Below are 25,652 nucleotides of genomic sequence, written 5' to 3' on the forward strand. Positions count from 1 at the left end.
ACAAACATAAGCTAAATTATACCATTCTTTTATGTTAATGTTAATAGAAACGCGTAGATTTATCATATAAAAGCATGAAATACTCTCACTTATAATCCTGACTAATTTATGTATGAATAACTGAATAGCTACTATAGCCATTGCTCCCCTTATAAATCCATGTAATCACAAACAGTTTTTTCCATAGAAATAAAAGTAAGAAGCTTATCATATAATTAATTTGACACAGAGTATAAATAAGCTGTATTTCATCTTTTTGACCTCTCTGCTTCCTTCCCCCCTTTGATTCTGTATGTATTAAAGTACTCAGATGGAAGCTTTGCAGGGAATGAATTTCAGCTTATAGAAGTAATTGAGAAAGGAGCAAAATCCCCATGTCCATAATTCGGGATATGCAATAGGTGTTAAAAAATGACGACCAATTGGCACAGTATTACAAAAGAAGCGGTCCTGCGGGAATTGGACTCTGGACTTTCAGGACTGTCAAAAAAAGAAGCTTTGAAAAGACAAAAAAAATATGGCCTTAACGTTCTTGAAGCAAAAAAGAAAAAACCACTGTTCTTACGCTTCATCAGCCAGTTCAAGGATTTTATGATCTTAACCTTGATTTTTGCCGCACTGATTTCTTTTTTTGTATCCTTATTGCATGGTGAACTGGATTTCGTAGAACCGGCAATCATCATTTTTATTATCACCTTAAATGCCATACTGGGGGTTTTACAGGAAAGCAAAGCAGAAAAATCTCTGGAAGCTCTCCAAAAAATGTCCGCACCTACAGCACTTGTTATGCGAGATGACCTTCTGGAAAGTGTGGATGCCAAGGAACTGGTTCCCGGTGATCTTATATATCTTGAAACTGGTCATTTCGTTCCGGCAGATGCAAGGCTTTTAACCTCCGTAAATCTTAAAATTGATGAAGCTTCCCTTACCGGGGAATCCCATCCTATTGAAAAAGATGCAGAGGTACTTCTAAAAGAAGATATTTTGCCGGCTGAGCGTATTAATATGGTAGCCGCAACAGGTATTGTTACCTATGGAAGAGGTACTGCTGTGGTTACGGCAACAGGTATGCATACAGAGGTGGGACATATTGCAAAGCTTATTATGGAGGATGAGACTCCTCTGACCCCCCTTCAGAAAAGACTCGCTTCAACGGGAAAGACCCTTGGTATCGCCGCCCTGGTTATCTGTATTATTATTTTCTTTATCGGTATCTTAAAGAGCAGGCCGGTATTTGAGATGTTCATGACCTCCGTTAGCCTGGCGGTCGCCGCAATCCCGGAAGGCCTGCCTGCAATCGTAACCATCATGTTATCCCTGGGTGTACAGCGTATGGCTAGAAAAAATGCAGTTATCCGTAAGCTTCCCGCAGTGGAGACTCTGGGCAGTGCTACTGTTATCTGTTCTGATAAAACAGGTACCCTTACTCAGAATAAGATGACAGTAACTGAAATCTGCACTTCAAAAGGAAAAGAACTGCCGGATAGCCCAGGCGGCAAACAGCTGCTTACTCTGGCAAGTCTCTGTAATGATACCATCTTACAGATAACCGGTAAAGGAAAGCACCAGTCCGTATCCGTAACCGGAGAGCCTACAGAAAATGCCCTGGTAATGGCAGCCCACCAAACAGGACTCATAAAAGCTCAGTTAGACCTCACACATCCAAGAGTATTTGAAATCCCCTTTGATTCAGTCAGAAAGCAGATGACGACTGTACATAAAATGCCTGACGGAGGTTACAGACAGATTACAAAAGGTGCCTTCGATATCCTTCTGTCAGAATGCAGCAATGTGGATAAGGGGAAAGAACTTCCCTTGACACAGGTATTAAAGGATCAGCTGATACGCCTTAATGAAAGTATGACCGGCAAAGCTTTACGCGTAATCGCTGTAGCCTACAAAGATTATCCCGCCGGCAGCTCCCTGCCTGAAAGACTTAAAACCTACAGTGTATCAGGAAAAAATAAGCAGCAGAACTTAGAACAGGGTCTTACCTTTGCAGGCCTGATCGGAATGATTGATCCGCCAAGACCGGAAGTCAGGGATGCGGTTTACACCTGCCAGCTGGCCGGAATAACTCCCGTAATGATAACCGGAGATCATGTCAGCACTGCCTGCGCCATTGCAAAAGACCTGGGTATATTATCAAAGGAGGCACCCCTTCCCAAATTAAGAGCAGCAGAATTTACCGGAAATCTCTCCTCCTCCCCTTCTGCCTTTCAATCAGGTGCTATGACAGGGGCGGAGCTCTCCAGGCTGTCTCAGGAGGAATTAATTGAAAAAATAAGGGATTACCGGGTTTTTGCCAGGGTATCACCAGAACATAAGGTTCGAATCGTTAAGGCTTTCCAGGCAAGGGGTGAAGTAGTTGCCATGACTGGTGACGGAGTCAATGATGCTCCTGCCTTAAAAGCAGCTGATATAGGCTGTGCTATGGGTATCTCCGGTACAGACGTGGCAAAAAATGCAGCAGATATGATTCTGACCGATGACAACTTTGCTACCATTGTCTCTGCGGTGAAAGAAGGCAGAGGAATTTATGATAATATCATAAAATCCGTACATTTCCTCTTATCCTGTAACGTTGGTGAAATCCTAACCATTTTTGCCGCTATCCTCTTTGGTCTTCCTTCTCCCTTAGTGGCAGTTCAGCTGCTGTGGGTTAATCTGGTTACAGATTCATTACCGGCAATATCGCTTGGAGTAGAGCCTGCAGATAAGGATATTATGAAGAAGAAACCAATACCGCCAGATAAAGGTATGTTCGCAGATGGTCTTGCCTTTAAGATTATAACGGAAGGTATCTTAATCGGCACTCTGGCACTTCTTGCTTTTATAATCGGTATTCGTTTCTTTGACAGTGCCAGCCTCCCGGGCGGTGTCATAAAAGGAACAAAAACTGTTGAATTAGCAGCGATGACAACTCCCTATATCGGAAGAACCATGGCATTTGCAGTATTAAGTCTGTCACAGCTGTTCCATTCCTTTAACATGAGAAGTGAGCATTCCCTTACAAAGATTGGCCTGTTCTCCAATATGAAACTGCTGCTTTCTTTCTTTATCTGTGCTTTCCTGCAGATAATTGTTATTTCAGTAAAACCTCTGGCTGATATTTTTAAGGTAGTGCCTTTGACCCCGGCACAATGGTCTCTGGTCCTGGTATTGTCATTTCTTCCAATTGTTGTGGTAGAAATACAAAAGGGTAGAAAATAAGGTAGTAAATATTACACAGGGTGATTGAAATATGTAGGATGAACGGTTATAATGTCATTAAATGAAGGAAGTATACAATTATTTCTTAAGATAAGAAGGGTGATAATTATGGATGCATACGAATTGCGTAAAAGAAGAGATCTTGCTCCCTATGATGACAGTATGCTATTTATCAGTACCATCTACGACCATCTCATTTATACCATGGATGTAGATTTATGCCCCAGGGATGCACATAAGTTAGTAAGCGGTAACATAATCAAGGGGGTTCGCTGTAATGTAAGTCAGGTTTACTCCGTTCCCTTAAAGTAATGCTTCTATCAATAAAAAGAGAGGCTGCTGCATATAAATGTAACGTGGTAAGAAACTTCTTACCGCTACATTGCTTAATTGCAGCAGCCCCTCTTATTCTATTTATATCTGAAAGCACTTCTTTCCGGGATATACACTGATATCGCCTAACTGTTCTTCTATTCTTAGCAGCCTGTTATATTTTGCAACCCTGTCACTTCTTGATGGTGCTCCTGTCTTGATCTGCCCGGCATTGGTTGCCACTGCGATATCTGCCAGGGTAACGTCTTCTGTTTCACCGGAACGATGGGATACGATTGCTGTCCATTTGTTATTTTTGGCCATTTCAATGGCCTCCAATGTCTCTGTTAAGGTTCCGATCTGATTGAATTTTATAAGAACAGAATTAGAGATGTTTCTGTCGATACCTTTTTCGATTCTTTTGGTATTGGTAACGAATAAATCATCACCTACCAGCTGTATACGGCTTCCAAGTCTTTTCGTCAGCTTCTCCCAGCCATTAAAATCTTCTTCTGCAAGACCGTCTTCAATGGACATAATAGGGTATCTGTTGCATAAGTCCTCCAAATAGTCAATCATGGTATCAACACTTTTATATTCTCCTGCTTTCCAGAAGAGGTACTCTCCTTCCCGGCCTGCTTTTTTTGCTTCTTCGTACATTTCGGTAGAAGCAACATCCATAGCAATGCAGAAATCCTTACCTGACTCATAACCGGCTTCCCCTATTGCCCTTACGATATAATTCAGGGCCTCTTCATCACTGCCGAACTTAGGTGCGAATCCGCCCTCATCTCCTACTGCTGTGACAAAGCCCTGGCTCTTTAATAATTTCTTCAAGGTGTGAAACACTGTTGTGCTCCACTCAAGTCCCTCTGAGAAACATTTCGCACCGATTGGCATAATCATAAATTCCTGTATATTTAAACTGGAATCCGCATGCTTTCCGCCATTAATAATATTCATCATGGGAACCGGCAGCACCTTGGCATTGACGCCGCCGATGTACTGGTAGAGAGGAAGATGTAAGGACTGGGCAGCTGCTTTGGCAGTTGCCAGGGAAGCACCAAGAATAGCATTAGCACCTAATTTCCCCTTGTTGTCTGTGCCGTCAGCTTCAATCATCTTACGGTCAATTTCTACCTGGTTAAGGGCATTCATACCTGTTATTTCTTTTGCTATAACTTTATTTACATTGTCCACTGCTTTTTTTACACCGTTGCCTAAGTATCTCTTTTTGTCGTTATCCCTGAGTTCCACTGCTTCAAAAGCTCCTGTAGAGGCTCCTGAGGGTACTGCCGCTCTGCCAAGGCTTCCGTCTGCTAAGAGCACCTCAACCTCTACTGTAGGATTTCCTCTGGAATCCAGTATTTCCCTTCCTATTACTTTCTCAATCTCAAAATGCTTCTTCATAACTAACTCCTTTCCAATATATTGATTCTTGTTTTTACTAAAAAACTTAATCAAACTTACATCTCTCACAGCTCTCTGAGGTATTTTAAAAAATTGATGTACTGTAACGAACATTCTGAACGCTACAATAATTTTAAACACACTCTGCTATTATCTGTTACTTTACGGTTGATAATTCAATACCGTACTTATTCGCACCTGAATATATTTTATTTTGCACGGTAATCATATGATATACGAAATTGGTGCCGTCTATTCCAGATTATCCCTTTCTTATATGTTTTATACAGAATACCAGTTGAACTTAATAATAATTATGTTATACTGGAAAATATTAATAGTTAAAGGAGATGTTATTATGAGTCAGGCATATGATAAATTAAGCTTATATATTGAAAAACAAATGGCCTTTCGTCAGGCCCTTACCTTATTTGAGTGGGATAATGAAACCCTGGCACCAGAAAGTGCAGCAGAGAACACCTCAAAAGCAATTGGCGTTATATCCACTGAATACTTCAAAACCCTAATAAATGATGAAGTAAAAGACCTGCTGAAGGTCCTCTCAGAAGAAGCCGAATGGAGTAAACTTGACTTCAATCAGAAAGCAATCGTAAAAAATTTAAAGAAATCCTACGAACAGATGGAGTCCATTCCTCCGGAAGAATACAGAGCCTACAGCGAGCTAACCGCAATGGCTCCCGGAATCTGGTCAAGGGCTAAGAAAAATAAAGCTTTTGAGGAATTTGCCCCTACACTGGATGAAATCATCAAATATCAGAAAAAATTCGCTTCTTATCGTAAAAAAGGTGATGAAAAACTTTATGATATCCTGCTTAACGACTATGAAGAAGGCTTTTCCATGGATAAACTGGATATCTTCTTTAATAAAATTAAAGAATCCCTGGTACCCCTTATGAAAAAGGTTGAAGAGAAAAAGGACCTTATTGATAAATCCTATAATTATAAGGAGTTCGATAAAGAGAAACAGTTAGAGTTCGCCAGATTTATCAGCGCTTATGTAGGATATGATTATTCAAGGGGTGTTCTTGCAGAAAGTGCCCATCCCTTTACCACCAACCTTCATAATAAAGATGTCCGTATAACCACCCATATTCATTCCAACAACCTTGAGAGTTCCATTTTTTCCGTAATCCATGAAAGCGGACATGGTATTTATGAAATGAACATAGCGGATGATATCTCCTTAACTCCTGTAGGCGGCGGCAGTTCCATGGGAATTCATGAGTCTCAGTCCCGCTTCTTTGAAAATATGCTGGGAAGAAGCAAAGCCTTCTGGACTCCCGTTTATCCCAAACTGCAAGAGACCTTTCCCGAGCAATTAAAGGATATATCCTTGGATCAGTTCATAGCCGGAATCAATAAATCCGAAACGGGTCTTATTCGTACAGAAGCAGATGAATTATCCTATTCATTGCATGTAATTATCCGTTATGAAATCGAAAAAATGATATTTGAAGGAGATATATCGGTTAACGAATTACCTGCAATCTGGAATAAAAAATACAAGGAATACTTAGGAATAGAACCTTCCCACGACGGAGAAGGAATCCTGCAGGATATCCACTGGGCCGGCGGAAGCTTCGGCTACTTCCCTTCCTATGCATTAGGAAGTGCCATCTCCGCCCAGATATACAGTCATATGGAAAAAGAAATTCCTGTAGAAGAAACCTTACGCCTTGGAAACTTAAAGCCTATTCTTGATTTCTTAAAGGAACATATCCACAAGTACGGAGCTACAAAAAATACCTCTGAGCTTCTGACTGATATGATGCAGGAAGACCTGAATGCTGATTATTTTGTTGCATATCTTACCGATAAATATACTAAGCTGTATCAATTAGATTAAATAAAGCTCTTATTGTTGATTGAAATAAAACACAATAATTCATTAGACAGGAGTGCTGCTGTACAGACAAAAAATGTAAAGCAGCACTCCTGAATTCTATTTTTGATCTATCTTTCACTCTATCAAGATCACAAATTGCTACTTTATCACAGGTAACGTTATACCCAGACAGTTATATTTCAACAATTATCCATTCCAGAGTATTTTTATGCACCAGCACTTCCATATGTAAATAACAGGTGCTGAATTGAGTGAACTTTACGTAAAGTAGTACAGGATAATGACCAATAATTTTCACCAAATTAATCAAGGTAAGCTACTGATTGGCGCTTAATTCATTTATAAGTATATTGCTAATCTTAAAGGCATTACTACTATTTTTTAGTACACACTAAATTTTTCAGTACAACCCTTGAATCGCCCTTGTATATTTATAATATTTATTGTATAATTAATTAAAATTATCAAATACAAATAAAGAAAGACGAGGTACTACCATGAAGCTCTGGGGCGGACGTTTTACAAAAGAAACAAATGAATTGGTCCATAATTTCAACGCATCCCTCTCCTTTGACAGCAAGTTCTATAAAGAAGACATAGAAGGCAGTATAGCCCATATAACCATGCTGGCCAAACAGGGAATCCTTAGTGAACTGGAAAAGGATACTATTATAAAAGAATTAGAAATTATAAAGCTTGAAATAAAAGAGGGAAAACTACTTTTTGATGAATCAAAAGAAGATATTCACAGCTTCGTAGAATCAATCCTTATAGATCGAACCGGCGATATCGGTAAGAAACTCCATACCGGCAGAAGCCGTAATGATCAGGTTGCCCTTGATATGAAGTTATACACCAGGAAGGAATTGTTAAGTATCAAGGAACTTACAAAAGAACTCTTAAATGTACTTCTAAAGCTTATGAAAGAGCACCTTGATACTTATATGCCTGGTTTTACCCACCTTCAGAAAGCACAGCCCGTTACCTTAGCTCATCATGCAGGGGCATATTTTGAAATGTTTAAAAGGGATTATCTGCGACTGACAGACATAATCGAACGACTTAATTATTCACCTTTAGGAGCAGGGGCACTGGCCGGAACTACCTATCCTCTGGACCGGGAATATTCCGCAGAACTCCTGGGTTTTAGTGGTGCAACCAATAACAGTATGGACTCGGTTTCAGACAGGGATTATCTGATAGAGAGTTTAAGTGCCTTCTCTATTATTATGATGCATCTAAGCCGTTTCTGTGAGGAAATCATTATATGGAATTCTAATGAATACCAGTTTATTGAGCTGGACGATGCCTATTCTACCGGAAGCAGCATAATGCCTCAGAAGAAAAACCCTGATATTGCCGAACTTATAAGAGGTAAGACCGGAAGGGTATACGGAAGCCTGGTATCCCTGCTGACCACTATGAAAGGGCTTCCCCTTGCTTATAATAAAGACATGCAGGAGGACAAGGAACTGACTTTTGACGCCATCGATACGGTAAAAGGCTGCATAAAGCTGTTTACAGATATGCTGCAGACTACAGTCTTTAACCGGGATAAAATGGCCTCAAGTGCCAAAGGCGGATTTACCAATGCAACAGATGCGGCTGATTACCTTGTTAATCATGGTGTTCCTTTCCGAGATGCCCATGGTATAATCGGTCAGCTGGTAATATACTGTATAAGCAAAGGGGTCTCACTGGATGACTTAAGCCTGGAGGAATTCAAAGCTATTTCACCGGTATTTGAAGCTGATATCTATGATGCCATATCTTTAAAGACCTGTGTAGAAAAGCGTAACACAAAAGGTGCACCGGGTACGGAAGCTATGAAGGACGCTATCTTATTCAATGAAAATTTTTTAAACAGCCTCTAATCATACATCATAGTTTAATTTGCAGAACTGTAATTAAGTAGCTGCAAGAAAGTATTAATCCGAAACAAATAGGAATCTGTAGCCTAGTATAAACCTGTTGATAAGTATGGACTAAAATATTAATATAATAAAAAAGCAGTTGAAAATGTATACAGTGCGCTGCCTCCCATAAATTAGGTCTTAGACCTAACTTACAGGAGCGCATCACACAATACACCTCAACTGCTCTTTTTTTAGTATCTTGTAGTTCATTCTCAAATATTTTTATTCCATAAAATTCTCGATATAACAAAAATTCAGTGCATTAAACTGCTGGTTATTTGAAGCAAGTGGTATGATACAGAGGAAAATGATATATAGATATAACTCGCTAAGCTCTAAAGTTCTTCCTGTACAGTATATAAGAATAGATATTCACCGCAATAATACCTATCAGCAGCACCCATATAACAAGGTTACTGTACAGGGGAGTGTCAATTACTCCCATGGGGAGCATTAACAACCCAATAATAAAAAAGAAATAACCGCCCACCTTATGCGTTTTTCTCCAGATAGTTGGGTCAGACAAGGCCCAGGGGTTTTTTATTCCAACAAAGAAATTACTCTTTACCTTCGGCAGATAATTCCCCATCGCAATAAAGGCTATACCGATTATAACTGATAACAGCAATTTATCATTTATCCCCAGATCCAAAGCAGTTACTACTGTCGCCCAGGATAGAAAGACGAACAAAAGAACAATAACCGCCCTCATTAGACCATATGTTTTAGCATCGTAATTCTTTCTTCTTGGATCAATAATAGGAAGCAGATAGAATAAACCGTTAGCAAGTGCCGGTACAGCTCCGATAAGAAACATCTTATTCTTACCTGCGGTACCGTCTACCTCCCAGCTGCTGTTCCAATGAATTGGAACTCTGTCAGGAAGTTTATGATACACTGCCAGAATTCCTGCAAAGGATACCAGTGTAATAATCCATAATATTATCTGTCCTTTTTTACTCATTGCTCTTCTCTTCCTCTCCGTCACTCTTTGTTATATCAAAAAACCATCTTACTACATCCTGAAATACAGTTGTATTCAAAGAATATACAATATTTTGTCCCTTTCTCTCATCGCATATCAAATCTGCATTTTTAAGTATAGAAAGATGATGGCTTATGGAAGGTTTGCTGATATTAAAATAATCTGCAATCTCTCCCGCATTCATATCCCTTTTTGCCAATAACTCCAGTATTTTTCGCCTGGTTGAGTCGGACAGGGCTTTAAACACATCATTCATTGCAACCTCTTTTCATGATACATTTGATTTCCTTCATCTATCGTTTAACACTTAATGTTCTTCAAGGCGGTACCGGAGCAAGTTTTCTTCTGCTAATAATCAGACAGGCAATAGAGTCTAGTTACTCCCTAACAGCATAAGCTTCTTCTGACCTGTTTTCTGAAGTGAGGTATATAGAATACCCGTTATGATAAATATCAGTACCGAAGAAATACCCATTGCAGCCAGTGAGTTTATGCCAGGCAGGAAAAAAGCTGTAACCACCGGAAGCATCACTAATCCCCCCCCAGTGAACATAGTAACCATAACAGCTATACCCTGCTTTACTACAGCAATTTCTGTATTCCAGTCAAGCTTAGGCAATAGCAGATTAAAATATATACCGGCTACTGAGGTATAAAAGCTTATTGCTACCGGCAGTATCAGCAGTGCTAAAACTTCTGATAATCCCAGCTTTAAGCCAATTGCCAGCAGTATTCCGTCAAGAATACAAAAAGGTATTGTCATTACCAGATTTAAGGCTATCTTACTATTAAAGATAGTTTTGGCTGTAACCGGCAATGATTTTATCAGCCATAGATTCTTTCCTTCAAGAGATAAGGAGCTTGCACTGATACAAGTCGTTGCAATACAAAAAGCAATAAACTGAGGAAGAAAATGTTTAAGGTAATTAATAGAACCTTCCATTCCAAGAAGCCCCTCCAACTGCTCGGGCCTTAAAAATAGCTGTGCAATACTTATTACCGTTAACAACACCGGTCCAAAACCGGTATTCAGGACATAATTTACAGATGCAAAATATCTCTTAAGTTCCTTCATAAACAAGGCCTGAAAGGGTGTCCCACCCTTTATCTTACCGGTTTTATAACCTCTGGAGGGAGCTTTTTTAAGGAGCAGCGTATTCAATCTCAGAAAATATTTTGTGAATACCAGTAAAAATAAGATAAGACTTCCAACTGAAACAAATAAAAACAACAGCAGATATACCAGGTCCTTCTCCCATATTCCCTTCTCATAAAAAACTGCCGGTGGATAAACACTGCTGATGTTCCCAGCTGCTGCTGCCAGAGCAGATCTGTTTCCCGAAGAATTCAGAGAAAAAGAAGCCACCATAAATCCAATTAGTGCAGCAAATATTAATATTATGTTTATAACCTTGCTCTTTCGAAATCCCTGTGCTATAAAGGCTATTATCGTACCTACTGCCGCTGCACCGGTGATAGGCAGGAAAGGTAAAAGAAGTGCTCCCCCAAGGTTCATAAGTAAAGATATGCCATCCCATCCTGTCAACATACAATAGGCAACTCCTGCCGGTCCCATAATTATAAGTACTGTCGGCAGATTTATCAGGTAGAGTAAAAGCAATCTGCTGATAACCACTGTAGTGAATTTAAACGGCAGCGACATAACAAAATCAAAATCCTTAAAATCAAAAAGTATACCTCTGATCTTATATATACTGGTAAAGAAAATAGCGGCAGAAGCTGTTAATGCAGCCAGTTCCATAAGCATATCAACTCTTCCTGCCATCTGTAATCCATATCCCATTCCATAACTGTAGGAAAAGGAGAACAGGCATAAGAGCAGGAAGGCAGCAGGTATTATGAACTTAAAAGCCTTGCTTGTATTCTTCTTGTTTTTACCTATTTTAGCAAAGGACAGATCAAAGACATTAGGAAACTGGGTTAAGACTAGCCTTATTAAAATCTTAAATTCTCGCATAATAAGCCCTCCTTATTCCTTGGTCATTTCCAGAAATACCTCTTCTAAACTGCTCGTTCCTTTTACCTCTTCTGTATTTCCACTGGCTATTAGCTTTCCGCCTTTTATTACCGCTATGTTATTACACAGTTTTTCAGCTACTTCCAGAACGTGAGTGGAGAAGAAGATTGCACTGCCTTCCTCACAAAGATCTTTCATAAGCTTTTTTAGGGTATGGGCTGCTTTAGGGTCCAGCCCTACAAAGGGTTCATCCAAAAGCAGCAGCTTAGGTTTATGAAGAAAAGCAGATATTAGTACCAGCTTTTGCTTCATACCGTGGGAATAAGAACCGATGGAATCGCCTAAAACGGATAACAGTTCAAACTCCTCTCCATATTCTTCAATACGCTTAACTCGTAATTCCTTGGGAACTTCATAGACATCACCTATGAACTTTAAATAACCTTCTCCCGTCAGATGTTCGTAAATATCCGGGTTATCCGGTATATATGCCATCTTTTTCTTACAGGTATAAGCATCCTTCCTTATGGATATACCATCTATAATTATATCTCCGTCTTCAAAGTCTAAAATCCCTGAAATAGCCTTAAGTGTAGTTGTCTTACCTGCTCCGTTATGCCCTATGAAACCGTAGATATCACCGGAATTAACGGTAAGGGAAAGATCCTCTACAGCCTTCTTCGATCCATTATAGCTTTTACTGAAATTAATAATCTGAAGCATTATATATAGTCTCCTTTCAGATAAAATAGATATTTAGATAATTATCTAAATATCTATTTTATCATACACCAGAATTTCCTTCAAGTCAACTATATCTTCCACTGTAATACTTATGCCAGTAATTATAGAATAGGGTATATAGATATTGCTATATCAGCACAAAAAAATCCGGCAATTTCTTGCCGGATTTTCTTTAATAAATAGATAAAAGAGTTACTTGATTGCCTCTAAACTCTTGGCAACGTTTAATCTTCCGCCTGTCACAGTCAGGTTATTCAAGCTGGTAACGGCATCTACATTGTTTAATATAGCTGCTTTTAGCTGTGCAGTGGTAAGAGATGTTTTATAAGATTTGAGTAATGCTGCCGCTCCTGCAACATGCGGCGTGGCCATTGAAGTGCCACTAAGGGTTGCATAACTGCTTCCCTTATATGTACTATAGATAGCATCCCCCGGTGCGCCTAAGTCAACGCTTGTCTTTCCGTAATTGCTGTAGCTTGCTCTGGCATCTGTACTGGTAGTAGCTGCTACTGCAATAATATTAGCTGAAGTATAGCTTGCAGGATAGGAAGCAGAGCTGTCATTATTGGTTCCATTATTTCCTGCAGCTGCTACAAACAAACCACTGTAAGCATCAATAACACTTTTCAGACTTGAGCTGTAACCGCCGCCGCCCCAGCTGTTATTCAGGATAGCAAATCCCATTTTCTTAGCATAATTGATTGCCAATATGGCATCAGAGGTGTAACCACCGCCGGTTGAATCAAGGAACTTCAAGGCAGCAATCTGTGTATTCCATGTAACGCCAACAACACCGGTTCCGTTATTACCAACAGCGCCGATGGTTCCTGCTACATGTGTTCCATGTCCATTATCATCTAATGGATTATTATTGTTGCTTACAAAATTCCAGCCGTATACATCATCTACATATCCGTTGTTGTCATCATCTATTCCATTTCCCGCAATTTCACCAGGATTTACCCATATATTAGAAGCGAGATCCGGATGTGTGTACTGAACACCGGAATCGATGACACCAACTACAACATTTTTTGCCCCTGTATGGGTATCCCATGCATTAGGCGCACTGATTTTCGTCAATCCATAGAGTTTGGAATAACTGGGATCATTAGGAACCGTTCCAATTGCGGTTACATAGTAGTCCGGCTCTGCATAGACAACAGAAGAATCACTTCTTACTGCGTTAATTGCATCAATTACACCTTCAGCAGACTTATCCTTAACAGAATACAGCACAATTTCATATTGACTGTCCTCAGAGGATAAATTACGCTCAAAAGTTAATCCCTCTTTCTCCTGCATTACCATGTAGTCGGCGCCCTTCTTTAATGCAACTATGATCCTGTCCTTCGCATAAGGATTCGCATAATTGCTGGGACTATAGATGTCACTCCACAAACTGTCTGCCTTAGCGGAGTTCCTGATACCAAACAGCGCAGTTAGGACAAATACGAATATGAGCCCTACCGTACTGAACAATTTAAATATTTTGTTATGAAACATCTACAACTCTCCTTTCAAAAATTATTTATAATTCCCTCGTTATAAGTCTTAATCGATTAAGTAAATATGCAGTTAGCGCCAAACCGGAAGAACTTGTCTTCGACTTTGATTTTAATTATATTTATTCTGATAGTCAAACAAAATCGTATTGCAGAATTCGTTAGCATATTCCATATAAATACTATTAATTTATTTTTTTCTGCCACTATATGTAACTGTTTCGGTTTTATTATATAATAAACACGAAATATTCATGTTCTACTCTCTCACCCTAGATTACTTACTTCAAAGCACCCATCCACTTCATTCCAACTACGAATTTGATATAAATCTTCCCTTTCAGAATGTCTTATCCTTAAACTCGATATATCTGTATTACTCATAATATTTTCCATACTCTCTCCGATTTTTTTAAATCTCTTTACTTTTCCTTGTTCTGTATCTTTCTCTCCAAAGAACATATCCTTCGGACGCAGCCAAAAACCAAAGGGCTCATACATTTGCCGGTAAAATACCAGTGTTTCATTTGCATCATCAGTTGCCAGTCCTAAAACTTCATAATAGTTGCCTTTAAAGTGTCTGTATATACCTGTTTTACTCATAGAATCCCTCCGCCTGTGTTATATACCAGCTAATATGCTTTATCCGCTTTATATACTTTGACTATATAATTACTGAATTGAATAACCTCATTATTAATCTAAAAATACCGTTATAACCTTTCTATTATCTGAAACGTTACAACGGTATTTCATTGACATTAAAACACACTATTTATTTATTTATTATTCTGTAGGGGTTACTGAAGTGCTATCACTGGTCCCTGCAGTGCCATTATCTGCGGTATCACTGCTGTCACTTCCATAGATAAACTCATGGATTTCCGCTCTGGTTGCTTCCCAATCCGTAGGAACCAATACATCCACATTATATTTTCCTATCTGTACACGTTGTGAGCCGTAATTACCATCAGAAGGTATTCTATAATTCTCAAGTTCTTTTAATTTTAAGCTAACACCTAATTGCAGGTAATTATTAAATTCTGAATTGGTTATGTCAGTGTCAATATCAACCTGTGTAAGAAACTTATCCATTAGGCCTACTAAACTAAATACATCCATATCCTTCACTTTGTCAAAAATACTGTTAAGAACTGCTCTTTGTCTTTGTGTTCTTCCGAAGTCATTATTTTCTGTACCTGTTGATACCTTACGAACTCTGCAGTAACCTAGCGCCTGATTACCGTTCATAGTTTGTGTACCTTCATGAACATTACGGTATGCAGGATTTGAAATATAATTGGTAGTGTTTAGGTAATATGCCTCCTTGGAAGTAAGAGTTACATCTACTCCACCGACCAGATCGACTATTTTCTCGAAAGCTTCAAAATTAACTTTTACATATCCATCGATATCAATTCCGAAGTCTCTGCTGATTGTCTGATATAAAAGCTCCATTCCACCAATTGCGTAGGTGGCATTAATCTTATTATTATCATGTCCCGGTATCTCAACGTATAAATCTCTCATTATTGAAGTGAGCTTTACGGATTTATCCTTTGTATTCATGGAAGCTATCATCAGGGAGTCTGTATTGGAAGCACCACCGATCTCTTCTACACCAATAAGAAGAATGTTTATAACGTCTTTTTCTACTTTAACCGGTGCCTGAGTAGGTACTACATTGGTATTTGTACCATTATCCACTGGTTGATTGATATCTTCGTAATCCAGTTTATTATAGATATAATTACCAGCAATAGTAAATAAGAGCTTTTGTCCCCCCGGTGTCAGTACCAATAATAAAAGTGCTAACATAATAGTTGAAAATACTATTGCAAATATCTTAAGTCCTTTTGGAAATTTTCCCTTTTTCGGTATATTATTTGTGGTATCCGTATCGTTATCCTCCATCTCCGTACTGATCTGCTGTGCCAAAGAAGCTTTTATTTCCTGCATAAAATCATCTTCCTCATTATAACTGGCTGCAGCGTTCAGCCCCCCGGAATAATTATCCCAATTGTTATTTGTAGAAATCTTTTTCCCCTGATTGCCGGCTTTCTCCTGATTATCCATCCCTACGCTCCTGTATGAAACAAAATGATATTCTGCTTTCAAGGAAATGAAAACGGAATATTTAGATTAGTTAAGTTTTTTGTAAATCTCGAACAATTATATCACAGCTTTTTGTAAAAAGAAAATGGATTTTTTAAATTTAAGAATAACTTAATGAATACGTATTATATTCATTATAATTTGTTGTTTTCTTAAGAATCATGCAAGAAATTTGCTGTTAAATAATAATAGAATTGTAAAAGAAAAATTTTATTGCACAATGGGACGGCAAGGTGGATAAATAGAAGAATTCATGCTTCAATTCCAATGTATAAGAAGTCCTAATTCTCGGATGATCTTGTGCTTGACATATTATCAAACGGATAACTCGCTGCGCTCAAACAATCCGTTTGATAATATAGCACAAAATCATCCGAGAAAAGGTCTTCTAATACATTTCCATAGGCGCATTCATTCTTCTATTTATCCACCTTGCCTGTACTCGAAAATAAAAGCATCAGCTCGTCTAATAAAACTTATGATCTGAGTGAGCAACTAATAACAATCGATATATGACAGATATGAATTATACCACCTGATACGGGATTCTAATTATTCATGGCTGATTAAAGTATATTGTTCTCTGAGAATCAGGGTCATTCAATATAGAATAATCCTATTGAATGACCCTGTTATTTACTGCATTAATGATATCTTCTACTTTGATAGTTTATCGAGTAATTTTACGATTTCTTCAATTTTTTCATCCTTATCTTCTTCGGAACCTGTATCAAAGCTGTCTTTGACGCAGCTCTTTAAGTGGGATTGGATGATTTCATTATTTACCTTTTGCAGGATAGCCTGGGTAGCCGACAGCTGGTTTGAGATATCTATACAATATCTGTCGTCTTCCACCATCTTTAAAAGGCCGTCTATCTGCCCCCTGGCAGTTTTTAACAGACGTGTAATCTTATCTTTATCAGCTTTCATAACAACCTCTTTCTTATCTGCCAAAAAGTCCTTTTTTCTCTGCTACGGAAACTACTTCATAGCCTGCTTCTGTTACAGCATTAATGAATACATCATCGCTGATATCGGAAGAAAATTCAATTACGGCTTCTTTCTTTCCAAGATTAACCTTTGCATTTACTCCATTAATGGCACTTAATGCTTTCTCTACTCTTGCCTGGCAATGACCGCAGGACATACCTTCAATTTTCATGACTTTTTTCATTCTTATACCAATGCCGCATACCCTTTGGCTTAGGAACCCAAAGGCGGCTTACCTTTCTGAATTTATATTTATCCCAATTATAAAAACTTTATAAGTTGAATTCTGGTTATTTACTATTCAATTACTACTTAATTTCCTACTATTTAGACATATAATAAAATGTGATAGCTTAAATACCAAAGCCTTCAGTTTATTTATTTTAAACAATCTTTCTTCTCTTAGGCTTAAAGAAACGAAGCCTTAAAGCATTGGTTACAACACAAACGGAACTTAAGCTCATAGCTGCTGCCGCAAACATAGGATTTAGTTTCCATTCAAGTATACCATAAAATACACCTGCTGCCAATGGTATGCCAATAGTATTGTAGAAAAATGCCCAGAAAAGATTCTCTTTGATATTCTTAATGGTTGCTTTACTAAGCTCAATGGCAGTAACTGCATCCAGCAGATCACTTTTCATTAATACGATATCCGCTGATTCAATGGCGATATCCGTACCGGCACCAATCGCGATACCTACATCCGCTCTTGCAAGGGCAGGAGCATCGTTGATACCATCGCCTATCATGGCTACTTTTTTACCTTTTTCCTGAAGTTTTCTGACTTCACTTTCTTTGTCCTGAGGAAGTACCTCTGCAACTACTCGGTCTATATGAAGCTGTTTTCTGATTGCTTCAGCGGTCTTCTTATTATCACCGGTCAGCATTACAACATCAATGCCCAGAGCTTTTAATTCCTCTATGGCTGCCTTACTGGTAGGTTTCACAACATCGGCTACTGCAATAACTCCCAGAAGTGCATTGTCCTTTGCAAAATAAAGAGGTGTTTTACCGTTTTCAGAAAAAGCATCTGCCTTCTGTTCAAGCTTAGATGTGTCAATTCCCTGCTCCTTCATTAAAGCAAGGTTTCCGGAGTAATAATCTTCTCCGCCTATTTTAGCCAATATGCCTCTTCCTGATACAGCTTTGAATTCATTGACGTCCTCATATCTAATGCCTTTTTCTTTGGCTTTCTCCAGGATAGCTTCTGCTAATGGATGTTCCGAGGGCTTCTCAATGGCTGCTGCTGCCTGTAACAGCTCTTCTTCCGTAATTCCTGCTGCCGTAACAATATCTGTTACTCTTGGTTTACCTTCTGTTATGGTACCGGTTTTATCAAGAATTACCGTATTGACCTTATGAGCTATTTCCAGTGCTTCTGCGGATTTGATCAATATTCCGTTAGTGGCACCTTTTCCGGTGCCTACCATGATAGCAACAGGTGTTGCAAGGCCAAGGGCACAGGGGCAGGATATAACCAGCACTGCAATACCTATGGATAATGCAAACTCAAAGGTCGCACCGGTTAACAGCCAGATAATAGTAGCCAGAACTGCAATACTGATTACTACCGGAACAAAGATTCCGCTGATCTTATCGGCCAGCTTGGCAATTGGTGCCTTTGAGGAATTGGCATCCTCCACAAGCTGGATAATCTGTGCCAGTGTAGTGTCATTTCCAACTTTTTCTGCCCGGAATTTAAAGAAACCGGTCTTATTTATGGTAGCACCGATAACCTTATCGCCGGGAAGCTTCTCTACAGGTATGCTCTCACCGGTGAGGGCTGACTGGTCAATTGCTGTACTGCCTTCTGTGATAATACCGTCTACCGGCACGCTCTGCCCCGGACGAACAGCCAGGATATCCCCGATCACTACCTCTTCAATGGGAATTTCTTTCTCTTCCCCATTTCTTATGACCATTGCTGTCTTAGGTGACAAATCCATCAGTTTACTGATAGCCTCAGAAGTCTTGCCTTTCGATCTTGCTTCAAGGAATTTACCGAGGGTTATAAGGGTTAAGATAGTTGCTGCTGACTCAAAATAAAGATCCATGGAGTATTTCATAACTGCATCCATATCCATATGTCCAAGGCCATAGCCAATCATAAATATGGCGAACACTCCGTACACTACCGCTGCACCGGAGCCAATGGCAATGAGGGAGTCCATATTGGGGTGTCCCTTAAAGAGCGTCTTAAAGCCTACCTGGAAATACTTCCTGTTAACATACAGGATAGGCAGGGTCAGCAGAAACTGTATAAATGCAAAGGTTACTGCATTCTTATCTCCATGGAGAAAACCTGGCAGAGGAAACTTAAACATATGTCCCATTGCAATGTAAAGCAAAGGTATCAGAAAGATTGCAGATACAATGATACGGAATTTCATTTCCTTTAGTTCTGACTGCACTCTGTTCTCAGTTTTCTCGGTGCCTGCCGCCTCCTGTCCTTTTACAAACAAGGAAGCATGATAGCCTGCATTCTCAACAGACTGGATTATGGTATTTTCGTTGGTGACCTCCTTATCGTAGTCTACCAGCATGCTGTTACCAAGAAGATTAACAACTACAGAGCTTACCCCCTGCACATTCTTAACACTCTTCTCAACTGCCGCTGAGCAGGCCGAACAGGTCATTCCCGTAACAGTGAATTTTTGACTCATAATAAAACCTCTCCTGTCGCAGGTTGCTGCGATGTCCTTTCTTTTTATTATTCCCGGAATCTTGTAAAGCATGATATAGAAAGCAATGGCTTTTATAATTCATTTTAATTCCCGGTAAAATTCTACTACCACACCCCCGTGGGGTGTCTACAGGATAAAAATACATCATTCTTCTCCATCTGTCAAGTACTTATATGAGAAATAATATCAATTCCCAGAAAATTTGTATCCATATGAGTACAGAAAATTATATAAACAGAAGAACGAATCCACGCCTATGAAAAAAAGCATTAGAAGGCCTTTTTCTCTGGACATTTTTGCTATATTACAGGACAGAATGTTTGAGGGAGTTATCTGTTCTATAATACGTTAAAAGCAAAATTTTCAGTGAATAAGGACTTCTTATGCCTTGAAATTGGAGATGAGTTTTTTAGGAAAGTCTAAACATCTTAACAGAGCTTTCCATTCTTACAGCTTCTTTGTTAAGTTCTTCTACGGTGTTCTTCAAATCCTCCACTGCTTTTAACTGTTCATTTGCGGTATCCCCTAACTGTGCAGAAGCGGCTGAGGTCTCTTCAAGGGTAGCTGAAATACTTTCCACAGCACCTAGTGTCTCACTTTTCAGTTCACCAATTCTTGCAAGGCCTGTTGTGATCTCATTTAAGCTTTCTGTAAGCCTGGTTACATGGGACCGGATACCACGAAAACCTTCTGTTGTCTCCTTAAGGGTTCTTTCCTGCTTCAATACAATATCATCTGCTTTTGTGGCCACTCTGGCTGTATCCGCAGTACTCTTTTGTATTCCGGCAACGATAGCGGCGATTCTGCCCGCCTCTAAGGAAGACTGGTCTGAAAGCTTTCTTATCTCATCTGCCACAATAGAAAAACCCTTTCCGTAGGCGCCGGCTCTGGCCGCTTCTATTGAGGCATTTAAAGAGAGCAGTCTTGTTTGCTCTGCTATCTCATTGATAGCTTCTACTATGTTAATAATAGCAGCTGACTGTTTCTCCAGAGCCGTTATATTGTTGATGACTGCTCTGGTAATCTCAGAGGTGTCTCTTTGCTTTCGATTCAGCGCCTCCATATTTTCAAGGCCTTTTCTTAAAGTATCCTCTGTTTCTCCTGCAACCGCCTGGATATTTCCTGCGTTTTTTTCCTGTGTACCAATAAGCCCTGCCAGGTCAGACATAGTGATAAAGCAATTCTGGGCATCCTTTGCCAGGGAGGATATACCCTCTTCAATTTCCGTTGTTGTCAAAGCAATGTCTTTCGTTGCATTTACCAGTATTTCAGAAGACCTGGATACCTTTGAGGACATTTCTGTTGTCTGTCTGCTTATCCTTAATATATCCCGGATCAAGGTCCTCATTCCCTCAAACATAGAATTAATGCTCTGTGCCAAAAGCCTGAACTCATCTTTTCTCTTTAATCTAAGTTCCTGGCTTAGGTTGCCTGTAGCTGCTGCATCCAGAATATAATTGGTTTTTCCAATCGCTGCACTGATACTGCCTGAAATAGAAATTCCTACAAACAGTGCTATTACTACTGCCAATATCATAATCAATATGGTTACTATCTTCACAGCATTTGCCTGCTCTGTCACCAGGTTTTCAGGTATTAAAGCAAAGACCAGGGAGCTGCTTACTGCTGATTTTGTATAAACAAACAGGTATTTACTCTCCTTGTATATTACATAATCGGCTGCTGAGGCCTCCTTGCCCTTAAGAGCCTGCTTATAATAGGCACTTTGAGTTATAACTTCAGCGGCTTTCTCTTCTCCGTTCGCTATGCATTTTCCATCCGCAGTTACGAAACCGGAAATACTTCCGCTGCCAAAATCTGATTTCTTTAAGATGCCGGTAAAAAAACTTCTGTCCACATCAATAACCACGTAACCAACCTGCTTATATGCAGAGTTTGTAATTTTCTTAATATATGAAATACCGTAATCCGAAGTATTAACTTTTAAAACAGTATCAAGGTACGGATGTGTTCCAATCCAGTTCAGTTCCTTTCCATCACCCGTAATAACCGCGTGGTCCTCTGAGGCCAGAAATTCCGAATACAAACTGTCCTTTAATGTCCCTGCTGTTGATACCGGGTGCCCGTAGTCTGCGAATACCGTGATATCTGCAATGGACTTATCAGCTGCCACAGCTGCCAGTATCTTCTTCTGAATTTCTTTATACCTGCTGATTTCATCTGTCGGTTTACCGGAATAATATTTGGAGTAATACTTCTGAGTGGTTTCATCGGTAATGATATCGATTGCTTTGCTGGAAATATTGGTTAAACCCAGATCAAAATACTCTCCCATCATGTTAAGGCTTACTTTACTGGAATTAATGTAATTGGATACCATACCTCTGGATGCCAGCCAAAAGCTTACTACTCCCAATATTATTATAAACACAACGGGTATCAAAAAACCTAGCACCAGACGTTTTCTGATACTGTAGTTAACTCTGTTCTTCCTTTGTGCTTTCACGTTATCTCCCTCTGTGCTTTATTTCTGGTAGACTTCAAATTCCGCCAGCTGACCTCCGCCGGATCCGGTATTTTCTGTAAAAACAAGCTGTACATATCTGGCTTCTGCATTATCAAAGAACAATTGGGCTTCGTTACCCATATCCGGATCAAAGGTATATTGCTTTGCTTCTGCCAGAGGTGTGAAATTTTCTCCGTCATCACTGATATTGACAGCTATGGTCTGGGTTCTTTTCCCCCATACCGCCATAGGGCTTAGAGCTAATCTGATTGCCTGAAACTTCTCTTTCTTTTCTAAATCCACTGTAAGGTAATTGGGGTAATCCGGTTTACCCTCCCAGTAAGACACTCCTACTGCTATTCCATCCGTTGTTTTTCTGGGTGTATATACATCCGCAAAGCTGCTGGCTTTTACTTTCTTTTTTAGAGCTATATTGGTGCCTTCCGGAAGTACCAATGCATATTCCGCTTTCTTAAAATCCGGATGCTCCATACTCTCGGTCTGTTGTATAGTGTTTATTACGGTAATATTTGCCGGGGTTAATTCCTTTGACGGCTCTTTTATACTGTCAGGTGCAAAACCAATCAGGTAGATATTGACTGCCAATAACAGAACTATTACTACAGGACGTATAATCTTCATCTTATTAACCATACCTTTCTAGATTCCTATGAACCTCTACCGAATTATCAGATTTTCTGTGGTAGCAGCGTCTATCTCAAATTTTCCCTGTTCAAAATCAAGAATTTTCTCACCCAGGATTTCAAGATTAGTAATGGAAATATTGCTGATCTTATGTTTTTCATCAAAGCCTTCTATTCTGGAAGGGCTGAACTTACCGGAAAGCACCTTTACATTATCAATAGTTACTCCGTCTATTACTCCTCTTTCTTTGGTTGACGTCCAATTAGAGGTCTTTGGTATATGCAGGTCTATGAGATAAGGCATCTCATCCCCATCTCCTGAGCCCATCTGTGCATTTTCTACGGTAATATTCTGAAAGGTAATAGCTTTCACTGCTGCATCATCTGCATTATGTACCGATATAACAGGCTTATGGTAATTGTTCAGGATAGTAATGCCATCAAATTTGATATCTGTAATGGATACCCCCTCCACCTGTCCTTTGTTGGTCTCGTAACCGATTTCCATAGACTGGGCAAAATCGGTCCAGAGCTGCATATTCTGAAAGGTTATATTGGAAGAGCTTCCTTCATAATTCTTAACCACCAGTGAATCATCCCAGCTTCTTACAAAGCAATTGGATATCTGATAATTTGTACAAGACTGCAGTGTTATTCCATCACCATTAGGTCTTGAGGAAATGATCCTTATACCATCGATAATTCCATTGGCAGAACTTTTTGCAGAACAAACCCAGGCATTGGGGTTTAAGACAATAATATCTTCCAAGGTTACCCCATCACAGTTATCGAATTTTAAAGGAACATAAGCCGTCTTTCCCATCCAGCCCTCAAAACCGGAGCCGTCTAAGATACCTCTGCCGGCAACTTTAACATTCTTTGCATAATTGGCATTGATAATGCCGTGAACAACTGCACCTCCTGCCAGGTATAACGTCTGGTTATCCTCTAAGATGATATTTTCTATATTCCATTCCCCAGGTCCTATGTATTTGATGGTATCCGTGCTCTTTGTGGGAGCCTCTGTATCTATAGGATTAGCAAAGATATGAAGGGCACGCTCCGGTGAGTCATTATAGGTAACTGTATAATTACCCGGTTCTGTCACAGTAAAGGTAACCGTTCCTTCCTGTTTGTTTACCACCGGTGTTATATTACTGCTTAAAGGACTTATTTTTGCTGATTGCAGCTCCATCGCTTTAAGAGTGACCTGAATTTCAACAGCACCTTCAAAATCAAAATAGGTTATAGGTGTTCTGGACTGAGGCGGCATATAATTCTGATACCATACTCTGGAATGATTCACATTGGTATCATATACATAACAGTCATTGCCATTAACCTTTACCTGTGTATCGGTACAATGCAGCAGAGCATAATTTCTCTCCTTTTCGCTGGCACTGACCAGGTCCTCTGCTGTTGCATCTTTTAAGGATTCAGGTCCGTCATAAAGTACCAGCTTTGTATTCTCGTAATTCATCATCTTACTGACCTCTAAACTTCTGTCTCTTAAGTTTTTTCCTGCCACTCCGGCTGTAACAACCAATACAAGGATTAGAAACCATTGAATCAGTGTTATTGCTTTCTTCTTATCCATCTGGACACCCCTAAGGAAGATTCTCTCTCCCTGCCACAAAATTTCGCCGAAAGATTATGTGTGGCACCTTTTCTCAGATTTTCTTTCAGCTAAACCTTCTATTTTTTAACCTGTTGAGCTTTTTGCTGTTTGAGAGCATTTAAATTATTTAAGCTATTTATCTTGCCAAAGTTTTTTATCTTGTTGAGCTTTTTTATCTTGTTGAGCTTTTTACCTTGCTGAGCGTTTTATTTTGCAAGCTTTTTACCTTGCCGAGCTTTTTATTTTTCCGAGCTTTTATTTTTCCGAGCTTTTATTTTTCTGAGCTTTTATTTTTCTGAGCTTTTATTTTTCCGAGCTTTTTTGTAGCTTTTTCTTTTATAGCTTTTATTTTATAGCTTTTATTTTATAGCTTTTATTTTGTAGCTTTTCTCTTTCTGCAAACATTTCCTTCTCCTACAGCAGTCTGTTAAGCCTCAAGAATTGCTTTCCAGTCTATCTCTGCCTCAAGACCTGTTGCTTCATAATCTGCCCGTAACTGCTCGTATTCACTTCCCACGCCAAGAGTCTTCATATGAGCTGCTTTACCAGCTACGATACCAGCCAGGGAATCCTCAACCACCAGACAGTCCTCATATTTCAGTCCCAGCTTATTGGCAGCTACTTCAAAGACCTCCGGATCAGGTTTGGACCTTGTAATATCAAGCCCGCAGCTTACCTTGTCTATGTACTTCATTAGTCCGGTCTTCTCAAGAATAAGTGGAGCATTTTTACTTACGGAACCTATACCAATAAGGATTCCCTTGCTTTTAAGCATCTTAAGGCATTCTGTCACTCCCGGAAGAATTGCTCTTTCATCCAGTTCCTCTAGCAGTTCCTTGTAGTAATTATTCTTTCTCTCTGCAAGCTCTTCTTTCATTTCCTTACTGTAGATCTTACTGCCCTTGCTTAATACCACCTCCAAGGATTCCATTCTGCTGACACCCTTTTGTTTCTTATTATCTTCTCTGGTAAATTTATCTATACCAAGTTCCACGGCCAGCATCTTCCAGGCTTTAAAATGAAGCTCATCGGTTGATACCAATACACCGTCTAAATCAAAAATTACTCCTTTTATCATAATTTCGTCTCCTTTATTCCTTTTGTATTTATATGACAAATTCCTATACATCCTTGAAAATCTTTTGATTTCTCCTCATTATGAGTTATGCATATAACTTCTTAAAATTTCTTCTTTCAGAGT

19 protein-coding genes are annotated in these 25,652 nt (G+C 39.4%); 4 read left to right on the forward strand and 15 right to left on the reverse strand.

Going from position 1 to position 25,652, the window contains the following annotated elements:
- Positions 1-411 precede the first annotated feature (411 nt).
- Together BR73_RS0119960 and BR73_RS0119965 are read left to right on the forward strand one after the other, a co-directional pair.
- Positions 412-3,213: a cation-translocating P-type ATPase gene (locus BR73_RS0119960; RefSeq protein ID WP_033167710.1), complete on the forward strand. Its 2,802-nt coding sequence runs from the start codon at positions 412-414 to the stop codon at positions 3,211-3,213.
- Between the two features lie 108 nt (positions 3,214-3,321).
- The gene (locus tag BR73_RS0119965; protein WP_033167711.1) at positions 3,322-3,525 is read left to right on the forward strand and encodes a hypothetical protein; all 204 of its coding nucleotides are present in this window, start codon (positions 3,322-3,324) and stop codon (positions 3,523-3,525) included.
- Between the two features lie 102 nt (positions 3,526-3,627).
- On the opposite strand, the gene eno is transcribed toward BR73_RS0119965, so the two are convergent.
- On the reverse strand, positions 3,628-4,935 hold the full coding sequence (gene eno / locus BR73_RS0119970; RefSeq protein ID WP_033167712.1) for a phosphopyruvate hydratase: 1,308 nt from the start codon (positions 4,933-4,935) through the stop codon (positions 3,628-3,630).
- A 358-nt stretch (positions 4,936-5,293) separates the two neighbouring features.
- Between eno and BR73_RS0119975 the strand changes: the two genes are divergently transcribed.
- Entirely contained in the window at positions 5,294-6,802 is a 1,509-nt protein-coding gene (locus BR73_RS0119975; RefSeq protein ID WP_033167713.1) for a carboxypeptidase M32, read from the forward strand.
- A gap of 497 nt (positions 6,803-7,299) precedes the next feature.
- On the forward strand, positions 7,300-8,676 hold the full coding sequence (gene argH, locus BR73_RS0119980; protein ID WP_033167714.1) for an argininosuccinate lyase: 1,377 nt from the start codon (positions 7,300-7,302) through the stop codon (positions 8,674-8,676).
- A gap of 370 nt (positions 8,677-9,046) precedes the next feature.
- Here argH and BR73_RS0119985 read toward each other — a convergent pair whose 3' ends face one another.
- From BR73_RS0119985 to pgmB, 14 genes are all read right to left on the reverse strand, one after another.
- Positions 9,047-9,682, reverse strand: a complete 636-nt coding sequence (locus BR73_RS0119985) for an SdpI family protein (protein ID WP_033167715.1) — start codon at positions 9,680-9,682, stop codon at positions 9,047-9,049.
- Positions 9,675-9,959 (reverse strand): autorepressor SdpR family transcription factor, encoded by a 285-nt coding sequence (locus BR73_RS0119990; RefSeq protein ID WP_033167716.1) that lies wholly within the window; start codon positions 9,957-9,959, stop codon positions 9,675-9,677. Before BR73_RS0119990 ends, BR73_RS0119985 begins: the two co-directional genes overlap by 8 nt.
- A gap of 117 nt (positions 9,960-10,076) precedes the next feature.
- Positions 10,077-11,681, reverse strand: coding sequence for a hypothetical protein (locus tag BR73_RS0119995; protein ID WP_033167717.1), 1,605 nt, complete (start codon positions 11,679-11,681; stop codon positions 10,077-10,079).
- A gap of 12 nt (positions 11,682-11,693) precedes the next feature.
- Positions 11,694-12,404 (reverse strand): ABC transporter ATP-binding protein, encoded by a 711-nt coding sequence (locus BR73_RS0120000; RefSeq protein ID WP_033167718.1) that lies wholly within the window; start codon positions 12,402-12,404, stop codon positions 11,694-11,696.
- A 213-nt stretch (positions 12,405-12,617) separates the two neighbouring features.
- Positions 12,618-13,931 carry a S8 family peptidase gene (locus tag BR73_RS0120005; protein WP_051685437.1) on the reverse strand — a complete coding sequence of 438 codons (1,314 nt, stop codon included), beginning with the start codon at positions 13,929-13,931 and terminating at the stop codon, positions 12,618-12,620.
- Positions 13,932-14,197: 266 nt separating this feature from the next.
- Positions 14,198-14,533, reverse strand: coding sequence for a DUF1653 domain-containing protein (locus BR73_RS27705; RefSeq protein WP_051685438.1), 336 nt, complete (start codon positions 14,531-14,533; stop codon positions 14,198-14,200).
- A 183-nt stretch (positions 14,534-14,716) separates the two neighbouring features.
- The gene (locus tag BR73_RS27710) at positions 14,717-16,006 is read right to left on the reverse strand and encodes an LCP family protein (protein ID WP_051685439.1); all 1,290 of its coding nucleotides are present in this window, start codon (positions 16,004-16,006) and stop codon (positions 14,717-14,719) included.
- A 696-nt stretch (positions 16,007-16,702) separates the two neighbouring features.
- Positions 16,703-16,975 carry a metal-sensing transcriptional repressor gene (locus tag BR73_RS0120020; protein ID WP_033168759.1) on the reverse strand — a complete coding sequence of 91 codons (273 nt, stop codon included), beginning with the start codon at positions 16,973-16,975 and terminating at the stop codon, positions 16,703-16,705.
- Between the two features lie 13 nt (positions 16,976-16,988).
- A complete protein-coding gene (locus tag BR73_RS0120025; protein WP_242860735.1) occupies positions 16,989-17,207 on the reverse strand; it encodes a cation transporter in 219 nt (72 codons plus the stop codon).
- A 211-nt stretch (positions 17,208-17,418) separates the two neighbouring features.
- On the reverse strand, positions 17,419-19,701 hold the full coding sequence (locus BR73_RS0120030; protein WP_033167720.1) for a heavy metal translocating P-type ATPase: 2,283 nt from the start codon (positions 19,699-19,701) through the stop codon (positions 17,419-17,421).
- Between the two features lie 430 nt (positions 19,702-20,131).
- Positions 20,132-22,189, reverse strand: a complete 2,058-nt coding sequence (locus BR73_RS0120035; RefSeq protein ID WP_033167721.1) for a methyl-accepting chemotaxis protein — start codon at positions 22,187-22,189, stop codon at positions 20,132-20,134.
- An 18-nt stretch (positions 22,190-22,207) separates the two neighbouring features.
- Positions 22,208-22,843, reverse strand: a complete 636-nt coding sequence (locus BR73_RS0120040) for a discoidin domain-containing protein (RefSeq protein ID WP_033167722.1) — start codon at positions 22,841-22,843, stop codon at positions 22,208-22,210.
- A 24-nt stretch (positions 22,844-22,867) separates the two neighbouring features.
- Positions 22,868-24,430, reverse strand: a complete 1,563-nt coding sequence (locus BR73_RS0120045) for a glycosyl hydrolase family 28 protein (protein ID WP_033167723.1) — start codon at positions 24,428-24,430, stop codon at positions 22,868-22,870.
- A gap of 448 nt (positions 24,431-24,878) precedes the next feature.
- Positions 24,879-25,529, reverse strand: coding sequence for a beta-phosphoglucomutase (gene pgmB, locus BR73_RS0120050; RefSeq protein ID WP_033167724.1), 651 nt, complete (start codon positions 25,527-25,529; stop codon positions 24,879-24,881).
- Positions 25,530-25,652 lie beyond the last annotated feature (123 nt).

Origin of the sequence: Clostridium sp. KNHs205 (genome assembly GCF_000702945.1) — a bacterium.
Taxonomy (GTDB): Bacteria; Bacillota; Clostridia; order Lachnospirales; family Lachnospiraceae; genus Anaerocolumna.